General features: G+C 37.8%; 12 protein-coding genes and 1 tRNA gene. 3 read left to right on the top strand and 10 right to left on the bottom strand.

Annotation, left to right across the window (positions count from 1 at the left end):
- Both AC27E9_RS08125 and AC27E9_RS08120 read left to right on the top strand, forming a co-directional pair.
- Positions 1 to 1,551, top strand: a complete 1,551-nt coding sequence (locus AC27E9_RS08125; RefSeq protein ID WP_487129011.1) for an ATP-binding protein — start codon at positions 1 to 3, stop codon at positions 1,549 to 1,551.
- 116 nt (positions 1,552 to 1,667) lie between these two features.
- Entirely contained in the window at positions 1,668 to 3,782 is a 2,115-nt protein-coding gene (locus tag AC27E9_RS08120) for a TonB-dependent receptor plug domain-containing protein (protein WP_487129009.1), read from the top strand.
- A 130-nt stretch (positions 3,783 to 3,912) separates the two neighbouring features.
- On the opposite strand, the gene AC27E9_RS08115 is transcribed toward AC27E9_RS08120, so the two are convergent.
- From AC27E9_RS08115 to AC27E9_RS08100, 4 genes are all read right to left on the bottom strand, one after another.
- Positions 3,913 to 4,707 carry a citrate/2-methylcitrate synthase gene (locus AC27E9_RS08115; RefSeq protein WP_487129007.1) on the bottom strand — a complete coding sequence of 265 codons (795 nt, stop codon included), beginning with the start codon at positions 4,705 to 4,707 and terminating at the stop codon, positions 3,913 to 3,915.
- On the bottom strand, positions 4,704 to 5,552 hold the full coding sequence (locus AC27E9_RS08110; RefSeq protein WP_487129006.1) for a citrate synthase family protein: 849 nt from the start codon (positions 5,550 to 5,552) through the stop codon (positions 4,704 to 4,706). The genes AC27E9_RS08115 and AC27E9_RS08110 overlap by 4 nt, the downstream gene beginning before the upstream one ends.
- Before the next feature lie 3 nt (positions 5,553 to 5,555).
- A complete protein-coding gene (locus AC27E9_RS08105; protein ID WP_487129004.1) occupies positions 5,556 to 7,352 on the bottom strand; it encodes a thiamine pyrophosphate-binding protein in 1,797 nt (598 codons plus the stop codon).
- Between the two features lie 79 nt (positions 7,353 to 7,431).
- On the bottom strand, positions 7,432 to 9,954 hold the full coding sequence (locus AC27E9_RS08100) for an EAL domain-containing protein (protein ID WP_487129002.1): 2,523 nt from the start codon (positions 9,952 to 9,954) through the stop codon (positions 7,432 to 7,434).
- Between the two features lie 434 nt (positions 9,955 to 10,388).
- Between AC27E9_RS08100 and AC27E9_RS08095 the strand changes: the two genes are divergently transcribed.
- On the top strand, positions 10,389 to 12,671 hold the full coding sequence (locus AC27E9_RS08095) for a bifunctional diguanylate cyclase/phosphodiesterase (RefSeq protein ID WP_487129000.1): 2,283 nt from the start codon (positions 10,389 to 10,391) through the stop codon (positions 12,669 to 12,671).
- Between the two features lie 49 nt (positions 12,672 to 12,720).
- Here the strand turns inward: AC27E9_RS08095 and glsB are convergent, their stop codons facing one another.
- From glsB to AC27E9_RS08065, 6 genes are all read right to left on the bottom strand, one after another.
- Positions 12,721 to 13,653, bottom strand: coding sequence for a glutaminase B (gene glsB, locus AC27E9_RS08090; protein ID WP_487128998.1), 933 nt, complete (start codon positions 13,651 to 13,653; stop codon positions 12,721 to 12,723).
- A 397-nt stretch (positions 13,654 to 14,050) separates the two neighbouring features.
- Positions 14,051 to 14,191, bottom strand: a complete 141-nt coding sequence (locus AC27E9_RS08085; RefSeq protein ID WP_487128996.1) for a hypothetical protein — start codon at positions 14,189 to 14,191, stop codon at positions 14,051 to 14,053.
- Positions 14,192 to 14,221: 30 nt separating this feature from the next.
- A complete protein-coding gene (locus AC27E9_RS08080; RefSeq protein ID WP_487128994.1) occupies positions 14,222 to 14,731 on the bottom strand; it encodes a hypothetical protein in 510 nt (169 codons plus the stop codon).
- 133 nt (positions 14,732 to 14,864) lie between these two features.
- A complete protein-coding gene (locus AC27E9_RS08075) occupies positions 14,865 to 15,737 on the bottom strand; it encodes a LysR substrate-binding domain-containing protein (RefSeq protein WP_487129193.1) in 873 nt (290 codons plus the stop codon).
- Between the two features lie 537 nt (positions 15,738 to 16,274).
- Positions 16,275 to 17,618: a M24 family metallopeptidase gene (locus tag AC27E9_RS08070; RefSeq protein WP_487128992.1), complete on the bottom strand. Its 1,344-nt coding sequence runs from the start codon at positions 17,616 to 17,618 to the stop codon at positions 16,275 to 16,277.
- Between the two features lie 281 nt (positions 17,619 to 17,899).
- A tRNA-Thr gene (locus tag AC27E9_RS08065) sits at positions 17,900 to 17,975 on the bottom strand.
- Positions 17,976 to 18,059 lie beyond the last annotated feature (84 nt).

Here is an 18,059-nt window from a genome sequence, read left to right as displayed (position 1 = left end):
ATGAAAGTTGCCAAGCTTATTTTCAATTCTAAAACCAGCTTTAAACAACAGCTTTTATTGTTGTTTTTTGCAAGCTTCGGTTGCTTGGCAGTTGTTACCTCTGGTGTTACTGCATGGCAAACCAGTATTGAACTTAAGAAATCTACGGTTAAAACAGGCTTACAAATTTCTGACAATTTAGCTGATAGGGTTGTTCTGGCATTGTTAACAGCAAGTGAAGATAATGCTCGCGAAGCCATTGATAATGCTCTGGGTTTTGAGTCGGTAGATAGCATTTCAGTTTACAAAGACGATGGTAGTCTTTTAGTTCACGATTCTAAAATGAACGATAGCGCTATGCCCGCTGAAGTTAGTACCAAATTGACTGAGCTACAGCTTTATCAAGAAACAGCATTAACCTGGCTTTTTTTCGCCCCCGTGATATACGTTGAAGATATTGATGATATGGAGCTTGTTGAGCCCGAGGAAATCTCCCAGCAACAACAGGTATTAGGTTATGTGTTGGTTGAATACAATAAGCAAGCGCTCCATGCTATTCAGCGCTCGATAATCGTTAATAATTTTCTTATCGCAACCGTATTTGCATTATTGCTGTCATTACTCATTTCGTGGATATTAAACCGCTTAACGACGCCCTTGTTGCGTTTGTCACAAACTATGGCACAAGCACGTGATTCTGGGCATTACACTAATGCAGATGTATTTGGGCCCGTTGAAGTGAGGCAAATGGCGAGTATCTATAATCAAATGATGACGACCTTAGGTAAGCAAAATCTAGCATTGGAAAAGAGCCGCGATAATTTGGAGTCAGAAGTTGCATTTCGCACGCAAGAGTTAGTTGTTGCCCGTGATGCAGCATTAACAGCGAGTCGGCTAAAATCAGAGTTCCTAGCTAATATTAGCCATGAATTGCGTACGCCATTGCAAGCCATTATTGGTTATACCGATTTAGTCCGTGAAGACTTAGAGCTTGAGTGTATGACGGAGCAAGCAAATGACTTGAATAAGAGTATTCGTAGCGCGCATGTATTGCTGGCGTTAATAAATAATATTCTTGATTTAGCCAAGATTGAGGCCGGAAAAATGGACTTAAATTTAAAGTCTGTTGATATTAAGCATTTAGTTGATGAAACCATAGAAACAATTCAACCAATGGCAATTGCCAATGAAAATAAATTAATTGTTCAAAATAATGTTGAGCAATTGATTATCAGTTTAGATAGGCAAAAAGTGATGCAAATATTACTCAATTTGTTAAGTAATGCTTGTAAATTTACAGCCAAAGGCCAAGTTACTTTTACCTTGTTTAATTGTGATAAATTCTTGCATATTTGTATTGCTGATACAGGCGTTGGAATTGCTCAAGATAAACTAAAATTTATTTTTGATAAATTTACACAAATTGATGGCAGTCAAACGCGAAAATTTGAAGGAACCGGGTTAGGTATGGCAATAACGCAGAAATTTTGTCAGTTAATGGATGGCGAAATTCGTATTCGTAGTGAATTAGATATTGGCACCACAGTTAACGTAACGCTGCCGATAAATTAGCAAGTAGTTGTGAGCTTTTAGATGATATTCTTATTGAAAAAAACTAATGATTCACTACACTTAACAGAAAATTAGTTTAGCTTTTTCGTTTTTAATAATAAATAAAGGTGGTTTGTATGCGGTTTGCCCGAAAGGTTATCAATTCTTTAATTGTGTTAGCTTTCTCGAGCATTACTATTGAAGCTGCTGCAGTTGCTAATGATTACGTAGAAATGGAAGAGTCATTAGCTGACTTTTATGGCGACGAAGATTTTATATCACTGGCCACTGGTAGTAAAAAACTGATCAAAAAAGCCCCGTCGGTCGCTACTGTGATAACTGCTGAAGACATTCGTAATATGGGGGCGAGAAACCTTTCTGAAGTGCTCGATACTGTTCCGGGTTTACATGTCTCTAAAAGTGGTCAGAATATGGCGCCGGAATTTTGGTTTCGCGGAATATCTACCACTTTTACACCACAAACATTATTTATGGTTAATGGCACCTCAACCAAAAGTGTTGTGCGAGGAGACAATCACACTGTTTGGGGGGAGTATCCAATTCATGCCATAGAGCGAATAGAAGTTATTCGTGGCCCTGGCTCAGCATTATATGGTGCTGATGCTTTTTCCGGTGTTATTAACATTATTACTAAAAAAGCAGATGAGAATAGGCTCAATGAGTTTGGGGCTAAAGTTGGTAGCTTTGATACAGTAAATACTTGGTTTAATGGTCAGTTCAGCTTAGGTTCATGGAAAGTCGCTGCTAATTTTGAGTACTTAAGTAGTGATGGCTATGAAGGCATTATAGATGCAGACGCTCAGAGTGCGATAGATCAATTTGGAGAGTCACCAATATCTTTGGCTCCAGGTAATTTAAATGTTGGTTTTGATGCGCTTGATATCTGGCTTTCGGCAGAGAATGATTTATTTAACATCGATCTAGGCTTTCAAGAAAGAGGTGATGTTGGTACTGGTCAAGGTCCGACAGAGGTTTTAGATAGCAATGGTCGCTACGGTAATTATAAAAAAGTGGTTAATGTTTCGTTTAAGGAACAAGCTGTTTTGGATGATTTATTTATAGCGGGAAAAGTAAGTTATTACGGTTCAAATCAAGAAATCGAAAAAGATCTGGTGTTGTTTCCAAAAGGTGCATTTAACGGATCTTTTCCTGATGGTTTAATAGGAAACCCTGGGTGGGAAGAAGAGACCACCCATGTTGAACTAAATGCTCGCTACAGTGGTTTTGCAAGTACGGATATTAGTTTTGGTAGCGGGTACGAGCGACAAAATTTATATAAAGTTACGGAAAGTAAGAACTTTTATGCTGACTTTAGCCCGCGCCCAAATGGAGTGGAAGATGTTTCAGATACTGTAGAAGTATTTATGCCGGAAGCTGATCGGGAAAGTTATTTTGTTTATATTCAAGGGGTAATGCAGTTAGCGCCAGATTGGGAGTTAACTGCAGGTGGTCGTTTTGATGATTACACTGATATAGGTTCAACAATAAACCCTAGATTAGCGCTTGTTTGGTCAACAAGCTTGAACTTAACAACCAAGCTTTTATATGGAAGAGCCTTTAGAGCGCCGTCATTTGCTGAGTTGTTAACTTTAAATAACCCTGTAGCTTTAGGTAATGCTAATTTAAGTCCAGAAAATATAGATACGTTGGAGCTTGCTTTTAATTATAGCTATTCACCAAAACTATCATTTGACTTTAATCTTTATCGATATGAAATTGAAGATCTGATTACTTTTGTTCAAAACAGCAATACCGGGACGGCAACAGCGCAAAATCAAGGGCAGCGCACAGGACAAGGTTTCGAAGCAAGTGTTAATTATACATACAATGACGATTTAATTTTACGTAGTAACTTAGCGTATGTAAAAGCAGAAGATGATATTGTCAAAAGTAACGTTGGCGAGCACCCGAGCTTGCAAGCTTATATGAGAGCTGAATGGCAAATAAGCGAACAATTAAAATTAACTAGTCAATTGAGTTATATTGCCAACCGTTCTAGAGTGCCAGGCGATACCCGTGCAGAATTAGATGATTATACTTTGGTGAATGTATCTGCCAGGTACCAATTTCCAGTTAATGATATTGAAATTGAACTGAGTATTTTTAACTTGCTTGATGATGACGTTCGCGAGCCTAGCTCGGCGAATGTTACCGCAGGTCAGGTAAACATCCCTAATGATCTACCTCAAGCAGAACGCAGTGCCTATTTATCGGTAAGTAAATTATTTTAACCCGCGAAAGCAGGTGTTAAAAAGCTATAACAACGCACGTTCATTATTAATATTGAGGTTAAAAGTCACGTTAGTGTTATAGCTTTTCATTTTTTACTAATATATATCCTTAAAAACGATTAAAGTATTGCTAATCCCAACTACGTTTACGAATACCTGAATAAGAAATACGGTCGCAACGAACAGGTAGAAAGCTACCTTCGGGATTTTCCTTTGCTTCGATAAAGCATGGTGGCATTCCTGCAAAAAAGCATGGAGTCATGAATTGATGAAATTCATTTGCTGTGAAACCTAAATCCGCACATAAAGCACTGTAAATTGCTGCTACATTCATGCTGAGCCCTTTTGTTTTGTGCATATATTTTGCTGTGCTTAATGCTAAACTTAAATGCTCGCCTGAAGCTAAGTTGAGTTTTTTCGCGAAGCTTATCATATGAGAAATACGTTCATCTGAACTTGCAAGTGGTCTACCATAACCATACACAGTATGGTGATTTAGTATTTCACGATCAATAAACTCTTCAAGTCGAATACCACTTTTTATGGCGTTAGAGGCTCTTAAAAAATAATCTATGCCAACTTTAAATGGTTTTCCTCCGTAAATTGAAGCTTCACAGACTGTCATTCCTATACTTAGTGCTAATGATGCTGTACTGCGAGACGATGCTGCTAGTGCCGTAATATGGTTTGGCCAAATTGCTTTATCAGGATAACTGGTACTCACCCAAATAAAATTTAGTAGTTTCAATTCATTTTCGGTAAATTCACGACCTGTTATGCCGTAGGCAAATAGTTCGAGCCATTGGCTATTTTTAAGTTGATGGTGTAAATCTTTACCTCTATAGACAACACGTTCACCTAAAAATCCTTTACCCATACGCGTGATAATAGTGTCCTCATGCGTTAGTTTATTATTAATACTCATAGCTCAACTCCTTCTACAGTAGGTAATCCCATCGGGCCTGGATCATCTGTTAAAGTGGTATTTTGACCAAAAAATGGAAACTTCTTCCAACCTAACTTTTCCTGCTCTAACGCATGTATTGCCGCGCCTGGCAATCGTAGAATTAGAAAAAGCATTTCTGCTTTTTTAGCGCAGAAGCCTAGGTCAAAGATTGCACTAGCAATAACACCTGTGATACTCAGCGGGTAATTGAGTTGTTGTTCAAGCTCAACTCTGTTTTCTCGCAACCAAGCTGTGGCACCATTTGGCGATAAATCAGCAAGGTAATTAAGTGACTGGAGTATAGTGTTAGGGCATGTTAACCCGTTAGGCTCAAACCCAGGGGCATGCTCATATTCAGACCAGATATCAATGCGGGTATAATCCTGATTTGGCCTTGTTAAAAAGTGCTTCCAAGCGTCTAAGTTATGCCCTAATTGATGCCATTGTTCGACAAGTGTAAATATTTCTCTAGCACCTCCGTATTGACCTGCACCAACACCTAAAGCAGCAATTAGTGATGCCGCAGCTGTTGAACCGCCAACTCCGGCGTTCATTGCTGCGCGTATACTCTCATCACGCATACCTGGATTAGCAATAATCACGGCAATTTTTTCGAGTAGCTTTGTTTGATTTTGGCTAGGACGCTCACCAATAAATAGTAGATACCAATATTCACTTAAACTCGCCTTTGGCAGAATGTCTTGATAAACATTGTAACCATGACAGTAGCTATTTTTTGCCGCAAATGGGTTGTTATGTTCAGGCTCTTCAAACCAAATACTTGATTGGTAATTAGGTTTATTCACTTTGTTAGATGTTGACATGGGCTATCCTCCTGGAGTTGCTGATTGGTTTGCTAGGCCTTTTACACGTTGGGCCATTGGCGGTATTTCAGTTGCATCTATATGTAAATCAATCATGGTAGGGCCTTGCTTATTACCCAAGCGTTGCCAATTGATATTCATTAGTTCATCAACGGTTTTTATTTGAATACCTTCAATACCCATGGCTTCTGCCAATTTTGCATAGTTAATATTGGGTAATGCAAAGCCTACCTGTTCTGCACCACCGAGTTTTTGACCATGCTTGACCATGCCAAGCGCACTATCGTTAAATATTACATAGATAACTGGTAATTGGTGTTGTAAAGCGACTGTTATTTCTTGTCCCGCCATTAAGTAACTGCCATCACCAGTAATGCAAACACTTGGCTTACGACTGCCAATACAATTGCCAACAGCTGCCCCTATAGCCCAACCCATAGAGCCAAACCCCATAGCTATATGATAATGTCCTAAGGTATTACTGCTGTGATGATAATGTGTAAACCATGCCCAGACATTACCGGCATCAAAATGTAGGCGATAGTCTTCAGGAATGTGTTTTGCAAACTCGGCAACAATTCGCTGTGGCTTTAAAGGGGTTGCGTCTGAATAACAACTCTGTGGTAAGTTAAGGCTTACTTGTGATCCACAAATGGCTTTTTTTTCTAGGAAGTGTTGTTTTGACGCGAGTGGTGAACCCCATGTTTTCCCCCATTTTACACCTTGCTTAATATCACTATTAAGCTGTTTAAAAATACCAGTTAGATCACCACAAACATGATGTTGTGCCATAGGAGTTCTTGAAAAGTGTTCATGAATTTCATCAATATGAACAAGCTTGTCACTTAATAATGCTTCATTCCAGCCATTGGTACCTAATTCTGATATTTGCGTGCCGATAGCAATAATGGTATCTACAGATTCATCGAGTAACGCTTTTTCTGCACTCTCGTGTCCTGCAAAGCCAAATACACCGTGATATTGAGGATGAAAGCAATCTATCCAACGCTTTGCTGCGGGCCCTGTGGTTATTGCTGCATTAGTAAGTTCAGCAAATTCAATTATTTCATTAATTGCTTTACCGCAATCGCGACCAAGAAATAAGCTAATACGCTTTGCGCTACTGAGTATATTTACTAACTTTGCAATGGCAATATCATCAACTAGATTAACGTCATTAACTAAATTATTGGGGTTTAACGTTGGCAGTTTAGTTGCTTTTTCTCTCAGAATATCTGATGGAATACTAATATGTGAAGGCCCACTTGGCACTCTAAATGCCGCCATAATGGCTGCGACAATTTTAGTATTGATTTGCTCTCCATGAGAGATCAAGGTGTTATAACTGGTGCAATAGCGAAGAATACCTACGGTATCTATCGCGGTACAAGAGGACTCTTGTAAGGCGTTTTTACCAAATTTTGGTAAAGGGGTCTGTGCGGTGATAACTAAAATCGGAATATTGTCGGCGTATGCTGAAGCTACGCCTGTTAGCAAATTGGTAGTACCAGGGCCTGTTGTTGCACAACAGACACCTAACTTCCCTGTTTCTCTTGCGTAACCCTCTGCCATAAATGCAGCACCGGATTCGTGCCTTGCGACAACTATTTTTGGACCTCCAGTAGATTGATTGCGAGCAATAGCATTGTAAAATGGCTCTATTGCACCACCTGGCACGCCAAATATATAGTCTACTTTCAGTATTTTTAAGTAGGCAATAATTACGTCGGCATTGTCGGCAATTGTTGGGGTGTTTGTGTTTTCAAGCAGCTTGCTTTCAAGTGGGAATGACTGAGTCATAATCTTCCTCTCTTTCACTAAAGTTGGATAAACCAACGGGAGCTAGAGTTTAGGAAGAAAGTCAGTCAGATAGTATGATTTATATTAACTCTTTTAGTTGTGAATTTGCTTTATTAACAATAACACACTCTTCTATAGGGGTTGGTTTTCCTAAATGATAACCCTGTGCGTAATTTACGCCAATATCTTTTAATATTGTTAAGGTTTCTTCGTTTTCAACAAATTCGGCAACGGTTTTTTTACCTAGTGCTGATGCAACTTCATATATTGCTTTGACCAGTGCAAGATCAACAGTATTGGAAGCTAAATCAACAACAAAAGAACCGTCTATTTTTACTGACTGAGCGGGAATTTGTTTTAAGTAATCAAAGGTACTAAAGCCGGTACCAAAGTCATCAATTGAGAATTCACAACCAAGCTCACCGATACGAGAGATTATTTTCTTGGTTTCACCAATGTTACTTAAACTCGCGCTTTCTGTTAACTCAAAGATTATGCGATCAGCTTCAACCTGGTTAGTTGCTAAGGCTTCCTTAATAATAGGAACAAGCCTTTCATCGCCAAAACCTTGTGCAGAGAGGTTGATAGCAATTTTATGTAATTCAGGGTGTTCAGCTAAGTACTTAATAGCTTTGGCAATGACTTGTCTATCAAGTAATTTCATGCCGCCTTCGCGCTCTAGGGCTGGAATGAATTCGCCTGGTGGAACTATTTTTCCGTCAAGTTCGAGCCGAACAAGCGCTTCATAATAGGCTATTTTTCGTGTTGCAATTTCTACAACTGGTTGGAAGTATAATACTAAGTTGTCGTCAGCAACGGCTTGATGTAATTTTCTGACCCATTCCAAACTCATTTGCAGCTCTTTACTATGAACATCATCTTGATCGTAAATATGAGCCATATTCCGGCCTTGCTTTTTCGCGGCGTATAAGGCTATATCGGCTTGTTTCATATACTCTTCGGCGCTTTCTTCAATACCGTCAACTTCAGAAATACCAATTGAACAATTGACTTTAAAAGTCTCTCCTTCGATTTTACAGTAATACTCGTCAAGCAATTTACAAATATTATCGGCAAGTTTTAGTGCAATAGTTTGGTTAGTGTTTGGTAATAGGATTGCAAACTCATCACCACCAATGCGAGCGAAAAAATCAGCTTTACGTAGTCGGTTACTAATTAACTTGGCAATATTTCTTAAAACGCTGTCTCCATGATGGTGGCCTGCAGTATCGTTTATCACTTTAAAGTGATCTAAGTCTAAATAGAGTAACGCGTGAGGGCCACTACCGCGCATTGCTGTTGCAGAATACTGGCCTAGTTCTACCTCAAAATAATGACGATTGTATAAGCCCGTTAATCCGTCGTGCATTGCGAGGTATTCTAAGTCACTTTGTGCTTTTTTACGTGAGGTGATATCGTCAATTGTGCCTGAAATACTGTAGCTTTTATTATCATTACATAAGGTTAACTCTAAGCGGGCTTCTACCCAAAGATCTTCATTGACTTTGTTTTTTAATTTAAACTCAAAATGAAGTGAGTTAACTTGCCCAGTTAATATCGGTTGTAATTGCTCTGCAGTGTTAAAGTTTGAGAATTCAGCCGGTTCGATAAAGTCGGTTAGCGCTAATTGTAATGAACTATCAATTTTATAACCTGTTAATTTTTCCCATGCTTTATTCAGGAAAGTTATTTTACCGGACGTATCAAGCTCAATAACTACACTTCCTAATTGGTCGAGTAATAACTGATGCGCGTCTAAAATTTGTTTATATTCTGTTTGACTTTGACGTAGCGACTCTACTTTATTAGCAAACTGTTCGTTGCTGATCATAAAGTCTTCACGGCGTGTAGCAGACTCGCACACTCTTCTTAATTGCTCTGCGCGAAAAGGCTTAGTAACAAAATCAGCAGCACCACTTAGCATTAATTCTTCAGCTAATTCCATAGTGTGGTTTGCCGTCATAATAACTACTGATTGTTCAGGTTTCTCTCGCATGATGTGATTAAGCACTTGATTGCCTGATAATCCTGGCAACATAACATCGAGTAATACGAGCGCATAGTCATTTTTGCGCCATAGATTTAACCCTGACTCGCCGTCGACAGCAGTATCTATAGTAAAACGACTTGAAAGGATTCTTGTTACTAGGTGGCGGGTATCAGGGTTGTCTTCAATAACTAAAATTGATGTTTTAGCCATATCATCAAGTGAGATAAGCTGATTTTCATTGACAATATCAAGTAACTTTTCGTGCTCCTTAAATGGTACCACTTTATTGATACCAAACTCGCGTGCTGTGGTACTTGCTATATGTTCACACCAAGTATTTGCCACAATAACAAAAGGGGTTTCTGCAGAGCATTTAAGTACTCCTGAGCGGATCATTCTTGCTAAACGCCAGCCATCGAAATCGTCTAAATGAATATTACTAATAACAAAGTCTATTTGCTCATGTTTTAAAATTTTAATGGCATCTTTTACTTTCGAAGCAACAACCACTTTGTAGGAACTACCACTGGAGAGCAACTGGTTTAAAACAGCCAGCTGTTCCAAATCAGTATTTAATAATAGCAATTGCTTAGAAGCAGCATTAAACATCATAGAGCCTCATCCATGAATGGCGATAAATAGAAATATCATAAAGTAGTTATATATCATTATAGCAGGTATAAAAGCTAGTAAATGTCATTGATTGTAATCGAGTTTTTTTGATTGTTTAATAGTCATTTTTTTATTTATTTCTACAAAAAGATGATTTTATTTAATCTGCGGGCTGTTGGGTTTTGATAATTACTGACTAATTTTTTCTTTATTTGCAGCATTAAACTTTAGGGCGGATATGTAAAAAATGTCCTAAAATTGTAGCTTGCAGGCTAGTGTTTATTAATGTTTTTGAATTCATGTATACTAAATTATCAGTAATTAGTTTTATGTGGGACTTAAAATTATTATTACAATATTTGTTGTTAATTGTACTTTTGTTTAGTCAAATGTAATTTATATCTGTGGTAATAATAAAATTCAGTGAGTGTGTTATGAGTGAAAACCGAAAAGAAGAATTAAACTTACGCACGGAATTGATACGCTTACAAAAGGAACTTGAAATAGAACGAAAGTGTAATGAACAGCTTTCTGAGTTAGTTAAAAACGGAGAGAGGTTTGTATTTTCGTCAGCAGAAGGTATTGGAGGGTTGTGGGATTGGAATTTAAATACGAACCACGTTTATTATTCGCCTCGCTGGAAGAGTATGCTTGGTTATAAAGAAAATGAATTGGCTAGTAATTTAGACACTTGGAAAACTTTAGTTCACCCAGATGACAAAGGTAATACCTTAGCAGCGGTTGAACATTTTTTAGCAGGCGATAGTGACTATTTTGAAATTGATCTTCGTATGCGCCACAAAAATGGTACATATATTTATATTAGGTCACGAGGACTTTATGTAAAAAGTGATACTGACAATAGGCCAACACGTTTGATAGGTTCTCATGTTGATATTTCCACACAAAAGAAAGCTGAATTATTTGAACAACGGCATAATAAAATTCTGGAAATGATTGCTAAAGGGGATTTAGCAGCTGATATTTACAATGAAATTGCGCACATGTACGAAGAAAAATACCCGGGAATGCGCTGTTCATTACTAGAACTTGATAACAATATCTTATTGCATGGTGGAGCACCTAGTTTACCTAAGGCGTATTGTGATGCAGTAAATGGACTCGTCAACGGCCCTGATGTTGGCTCTTGTGGCACGTCTACCTATACAGGGAAACGGGTGATTGTTGAAGATATTGCAACTGATCGTAAGTGGAAAAATATAAAACAATTTGCATTGCCACACGGTATGCGAAGTTGTTGGTCTGAGCCTATTAAAAACTCTCAAGGTAAAGTGTTAGGTGCTTTAGGTATGTATTATGACTTTCCCGCCTTGCCTGACGAGCAACAGTCAAATGATTTACTTTCAGCTGCAAGACTTGCTGGTATTATTATGGAACGTGAGCAAAATCAAAAAAGAATTTTAGATTTAGCGTACGTTGATGAATTAACAGGTTTATCAAGCAGAATGTATTTCTTTTTAAACCTAGAGGAGTTGATTAAGACTTCTCGCCGTTATCAACGACGGTTTAGTTTACTTTATTTAGATCTTGATAACTTTAAAACGATCAATGATTCATTTGGTCATGCTGCAGGTGACGCTTTGTTAATTGAAGTAGCTAATCGATTAAATAGTACGCGCAGAGATGTTGATTTTATTGCCCGGCTAAGTGGTGATGAGTTCTGTATTATTGTTAAAAACCTAGATGATGATTGTGATGGAGCGAATGTTGCTCAGCGTTGTTTAGCGGCTGTATCGGCACCATTATACCTGTTAGGAAGGAAGTATACTCCTTCATGTAGTATTGGCATTGCACATTATCCTGATGATGGTAAAAATCATCAGGAGTTGGTCAAGGCGGCAGATACTGCACTCTATGCTGCCAAAGAGCTTGGTCGGAATCGTTATGCTTTTTATAGTCCTCGTTTAACTGAACTCGCTGAGTACAGGTTAAAGGTTGAACAATACTTAAGAGAAGCGATTGAAAAAGAAGAATTATCATTAGTTTATCAGCCGCAAATTGATATTGTTACAGGTAAAGTAACTGGAGTAGAGGCGTTATGTCGTTGGTATCATAGTGAGCTTGGGCAGGTTTCTCCTTGTGAGTTTATAGCTACAGCAGAGCGGATAGGGATGATAAAGGCCTTAACTGAATGGGTGTTGAAAACGGCTTGTAAGCAAGCAGTAAATTGGCTGACATTAGGGTTTCCAGCCATTCGAATGGCAATTAATGTTTCGCCAACACACTTTTTGGATGATGACTTAGTACCGCTTGTTGAAAAGGTTATTGCTGAAACCGCAATAGATCCTAATTCACTGAAATTAGAGGTAACAGAGGGACTAGTGCAAACTCATGATGATAATGTTTCGGTATTTCATAATTTAAACGCGTTGGGTATTAAATTAGCTATTGATGATTTTGGAAAAGGGTATTCATCATTCTCATCATTGAAACATATTAAAATTGATTGTATGAAAATAGATAAGTATTTTGTTGATGATATTTCATCTGATGAGAAAACTTATCTTCTGATTCGCTCTATGGTTGAAATGGGTCATAATCTAGGGTTTGAGGTAATTGCAGAGGGGATTGAAACCCAAGAGCAATTTAATATTATAAAAGAATTGGGGTGTGACGGTGCCCAAGGCTATTTATTTAGTAAACCTGTGGGTTCAAGCGTTATTGCCCAGTTGCTAAGTAATGAACAGTACCATTAATACATATAAAAACTATGTGCTTTATTTTAGTAGAATTAAGCGTATTTTATTAATGATAAATAGACAAACCTAGTTCTTGTGCAATATTAGAAACTAGGTTTGTGCCAATTACAGAATTACCAAATTTGTTTAATGGCGGGCTCCAACTACAAATTACACCATAGTTTGGCACTATCGCAATAACACCGCCACCAACACCGCTCTTTGCTGGTAGTCCAACCGAAAAAGCAAACTCACCTGACTGATCATACATACCGCTTGTTGATAATATTGCATTAATACGGTGAGCATCTCTCGCTGAGCAGATCACTTTCTTTGTTTTAGGGTCGACACCTTTATTTGCCAAAAATAGTAAGCTATTTGCTAGCTGTTCACAGTTCATTGCAACTGAGCATTGGGTAAAGTAATGACTTAAAAGTTCTGGTATTTCTGCTTCTATGTTACCGAAGCTTTTCATTAAATAGGCAAGAGCTGCATTTCTATTGCCGTGATTTAACTCTGACTCATAAACGTGTTTATCAATATAAATTGTTTCATCATTAGCAAGGGTTCGCATAAAACTTAAAAAGGCTAATTTACTAGAAGAAAAGCGGCTAGTTAATACATCTGCTATCAGAAGCGCACCTGCATTTATCACAGGATTACGTGGGATACCTTTTTCCCACTCTAACTGAATTATAGAGTTAAATGGCTGGCCAGATGGTTCCATATTAACCCGTTGCCATAAGTCGTCACCAATGCGATTCATTGCCATAACTAAACCAAAAATCTTCGAAATACTCTGGATAGAAAATGGAATTTTATAGTCGCCTGCACCAATGGTATTACCATCAATAGTAGCGATACTTACACCTATTTTCTTAGGACAAATTTCCGCAAGTGCAGGTATATAGTCAGCAACTTGGCCCTGAGCATGCAAGCCCTGCTGAGATAACACTAAAGCCTGTAATTTTGCTTGTAGATTGGAGATGTCTTTTATCATATCACTGGCTTATCGATATTTTATTTGGAAGCAATAAAAGCTTATATGGCGCTTATTATGCACAATTAACTAGGCTTTCCTAGCTTATTTTGTCGATGAATAATTATATTATCGATACAAGTTCGATTAGAGATATCACCAAGTTAAATAAATGGTTATATAGTTCCTATAAACTTTTAATCATGCGGAGCAAAGAAGGCTAATGAGTTTGTACTTATAATATTGTTGATGATGGGGATCGAGTACTCTCATTTGGTGAAAAAATATCAACAGATGACAAGTAGTATATATAGGTATAAAAACCTAGTACGGCTGCTTAAACTAGCTTGTCAGCAAGTTTTATTGGGTTAAACGGCCGTACTTATTGGTGTTTTTTATACTTTTTCATATTAATTATTCACGACCTTTGCTGTCGTATTTCTCTAGTATTCATAGGGGAGTCTTCTTGTTCGATATCCCATTGGCTGATATCTAGGTGTTTGACATCTCTAATAAAGCTTATCGTTGAGCTGATGGCGTTAAAAAAGTTATGAATCATTGTATTATTCCTTTATAAAAACGATATTTATTAATCTGACAGTTGTGCAGTGCTTTCTAATTTCATATCGAACATTATTTGTCTAATAAATGCTAAGTTGTTTTCAGTAGTGGCATTATTGTCAATTGAAACAGCAGTGTTAAAGTCACTTAGCGCACCATCAAAATCAGCATTTTTGTAGCGGGAAACACCTCGATTACTATAATTTAACGACTTAAGGTAGAGCGCCTTTTTAGTGGTTAAGGCTAACTCGTCAATACTGTTAATCGCTTCAGTACAAGCTGACTCAGACGCTTGGCTATTATTCGATTGCAAATAAGCAACACACAAGCCCATTTTCTTATCGTAAGAATTGTTGGCTTTAGCGCGAGCAGTTAATTTTTTTAAACCTGACTGAACATCACCTTTCACGATATCTGTACTGGCGATAGCGTCTTTTACTACGGCTACTTGAAAAACTGGCTTGCCGGCAAAGGCTGATATTGAACTACTCGCTATTAGGGTTGAAAGTAATAGATTTTTTAATATGATTTTACTCATTTTGTGACTCCAATTAGCTGTGTACCACGTCGGTACACAGCTAATATAGAAATATAAAGTAAGGTAAACAAACGATTAAAATGCACTTGTTGAGTGAATAAATTTCACCTGTATCTTTTGCTTGTTATTGCCATTAACAGGCAAATGTTTGTTTTACCCAATCAGCAAACAACAGCAACTCTGGTTTGTTTTCAATATTGTCATGCTGAATTAAGTAGTATCTATCCTTGGTAATAAGCTCTTGGTCAAATAGCTTAACGAGTGACTCTTCACTAAACCAAGCCTTGCTCATAGGTAAGGGTACAAGGGCGATGCCCATACCTTGTTGTGCAGCCCTTGCCACGCCAAACATACTGTCAAACTGTATAATTTGTTTAGGGTCAAAATCGTTTATGTTGAGGTTGTCGGCCCATTGGTGCCAAGACCATGGCCTTGAACTATGCAGAATAAGCGGTGTATTTTTCAAAGCAGTAAACCCGATATTTTTCAGTTTTTTATAAAGTTTTTTATTACAAGCTGGTGCGTAGCGTATCGGAAATAAGTCGTGAACAATTTTTGCGTTGGGCTTGCCATTGGCGAGTACGATTGACAAGTCAGCAGTTTGTGATGAATCACTACCAGCTTTTAACGTTTCTAGCTGTAAGTTGATATCGGGATTTTTTTCAGACCAAGTACTCAACCTTGGAATGAATAACTCGCTGGCGAAAAACTCCGGCAAATTTATCACAAGAGTTTGATTTTGTTGCTTGTTAGTAAATTCAGTGACCGTTGCCTCTAAATCGTGAATGATGGGTTGTATCGATTGATAAAATTGCTTACCGGCACTGGTCAGCTCTATTGAGCGAGTGCCTCTTTTGAATAGCGTAATAGCCAGCTGAGCTTCCAATTGTTTTATTTGGTGACTGATGGCTGAGGGCGTTAAAAATAATTGGCTTGCGGCATGTTTAAAGCTTAAACATTTTGCGGCAACGCAAAAAGAGCGTAAGCCACGAATAGGTGTTTGAATAGGCATGTATTTTTAATAAGTAATGACGACAGCTACTAAATTGCAATAGCTACGCCAAAATATTAAGTCATTGATTATATTGGTGTTAATGTGAAAGTGATAATGATAAGAATGATTGTCTTGCACTGATTTAGTGATACTGCACTAAAATGATATTGATAAAAACTGAAGCAAGAAAAAAGGACATCAACAGATGTCCTGAAATGAAACAAATTAACAATATTCAGTGTTTTAAGGAATCGGGGGAGATTCAAAAACAAGATAATTTTAAGTGCTACAACCATCGACAACAAACGATATAAATTCACCCTACAGGTGAGTTTTTCTCACTCGTTAGTTACTGAATAAAGACTTTTAGTGACGTTGCAATTTTAACCTAGGTAAATAATGTGGGGTTACTGATTATTGATAAAAACTTAGCAAATACTGTTGAAGTATTTGGGTTTAAAGCTCTTTTAATTAAGTTCCGATTGCTTAGCTTACTGAAAATATGTCAAATAAGCCTCAACGCAGATGCCGAGGCTTTGTTATTAGAAACTATTTATCAGTAGGAATTAGTAATAGCTTGGTTTGCCTACCATTAAGGTACCAAACCCCTGATTGATCAAATATCGCATCTTCTTCTAACATTATTCTGATCTCTTTCTTCCACGGTTCAATATAAACGGCATTGTTCAGTTCAATGGAATATGCGGTATTTAAATGTAGCGGATAATCCCCTGAACCAGTTACGCCTCCTTGCGAATCCCACATGCCAAGTGTTGTACCTGCAGCATGCCCATGGTAACCAAGAGGGTGGGTATAAATAGTTGGTTTTAATCCTTTTGAAATTGCCTCTTCTCGAGAGCGTTTCAAGACCTCATTACCTGTTAACCCAGCTGAAAACTGTCCTGTAAAAATATCTTGAAGTTTATTACCTGATATTAATGCTTTTTGTAAAAATTTTGGTGCTTGTTTTTCATTTGCTTTTAGCACATAAGCATGTTGTTGAGTGTCGGTATTAAGGCGTAAATAAGTAATGCCAAAATCTACGTGTAACAAGTCGCCCGGTAAAATAACTTTTAGATCGTTACCGTTGGTAAAGCTAGATTCATGATCAAAGGCTACGGAATCGCTACGCTGTATTGATACGCTAGGATGAAACCAAGTTTGCAGTTTTAGCTCACGTACTCTTTCCCTAAACCACCAGACAACGTCATCGGTAGTTGTCTGCTTTGGTGTAATGACTTTATTTGAAAAGCCTTCTGCAATTATATCGTGAGCAATTTTAACTATATCTTTATAAACCGCGATTTCTTCTGGAATTCTCTGCTCTAACCAGCCAATGGCTAATGGCTCAGCCGATACAAGTTTTGTTTTATAATCGTCTGGCAAATGTGCAAGTAAGTTTTCTTTGTCCGTTGCAACAAGTCCATCGGCGTGAGCCCAATGCGTTGATTGGTTGATACCTATCTTATTAGGTTTATGTTTTTTAATTAAATCGTTAAGTGCTAACCATTGATTAGGTTGGTTCGATTTATTCCAAGCTTTTTCAAATACATCACCAACCTTATATGGCGCTATTGCGTAAGCACCAATGCTTTGATCTTCTTTTCTAGCAAAAACCAATATGGTGGTTCGGCGTGCCGATATCCAAGTTGCGGGTAATAAAGTTTTAATTACAGGATCTTCATTGTATTCTCGGCTAATGATGATCCACATATCGATGTTATGTTTACTCATTAGCCGAGGCAGTAATTGTTCTATACGAGTTTTTGTTATGTGGTCAATAAACCCAGCTCTATCGCGCATTGATAAAATTGAGTTTGATAACTCTGAAGAGTTTGCATACGGGGCAAAAACAAAAAGCTTTAGTAAACAGATGAAAAAAATATGACGCAAAATCAATCCTTTTTATTTTTGAAATTTTATTGGTATTAACTAAGTTACGTGATTTAAATTAAATTTGCTACATAGAGTTGTTTACTTTAGGTAATAGGTTGGAGACGTAGGTTTGCTAAGCCAAATTAAGTTGTACAGGAGCGTTATATATTAATAGAGTGCAGAATAGCTGCGGGAGTTGGTTTTATTGGCGTAAGTGAAATCAGTTATAGAATTCAACCAAGCACTGCCTTGGAAATAGATACAAAAAAACCCAGCTGATGCTGGGCTTATCTGATAAATGGTGCCGACTGCCGGAGTCGAACTGGCGACCTACTGATTACAAGTCAGTTGCTCTACCAACTGAGCTAAGTCGGCACACAAAACTGTGTGCGATAAATTTTACTATAAAAGTAAATTTATCTTGGCACCGAATTACAAACGGTAGTTGTAACTCTAAGA

Source organism: Colwellia meonggei, from assembly GCF_057537295.1.
The sequence above is the reverse complement of the archived record's forward strand: the minus strand, read 5'-3'. Positions and strand labels throughout refer to the sequence as shown.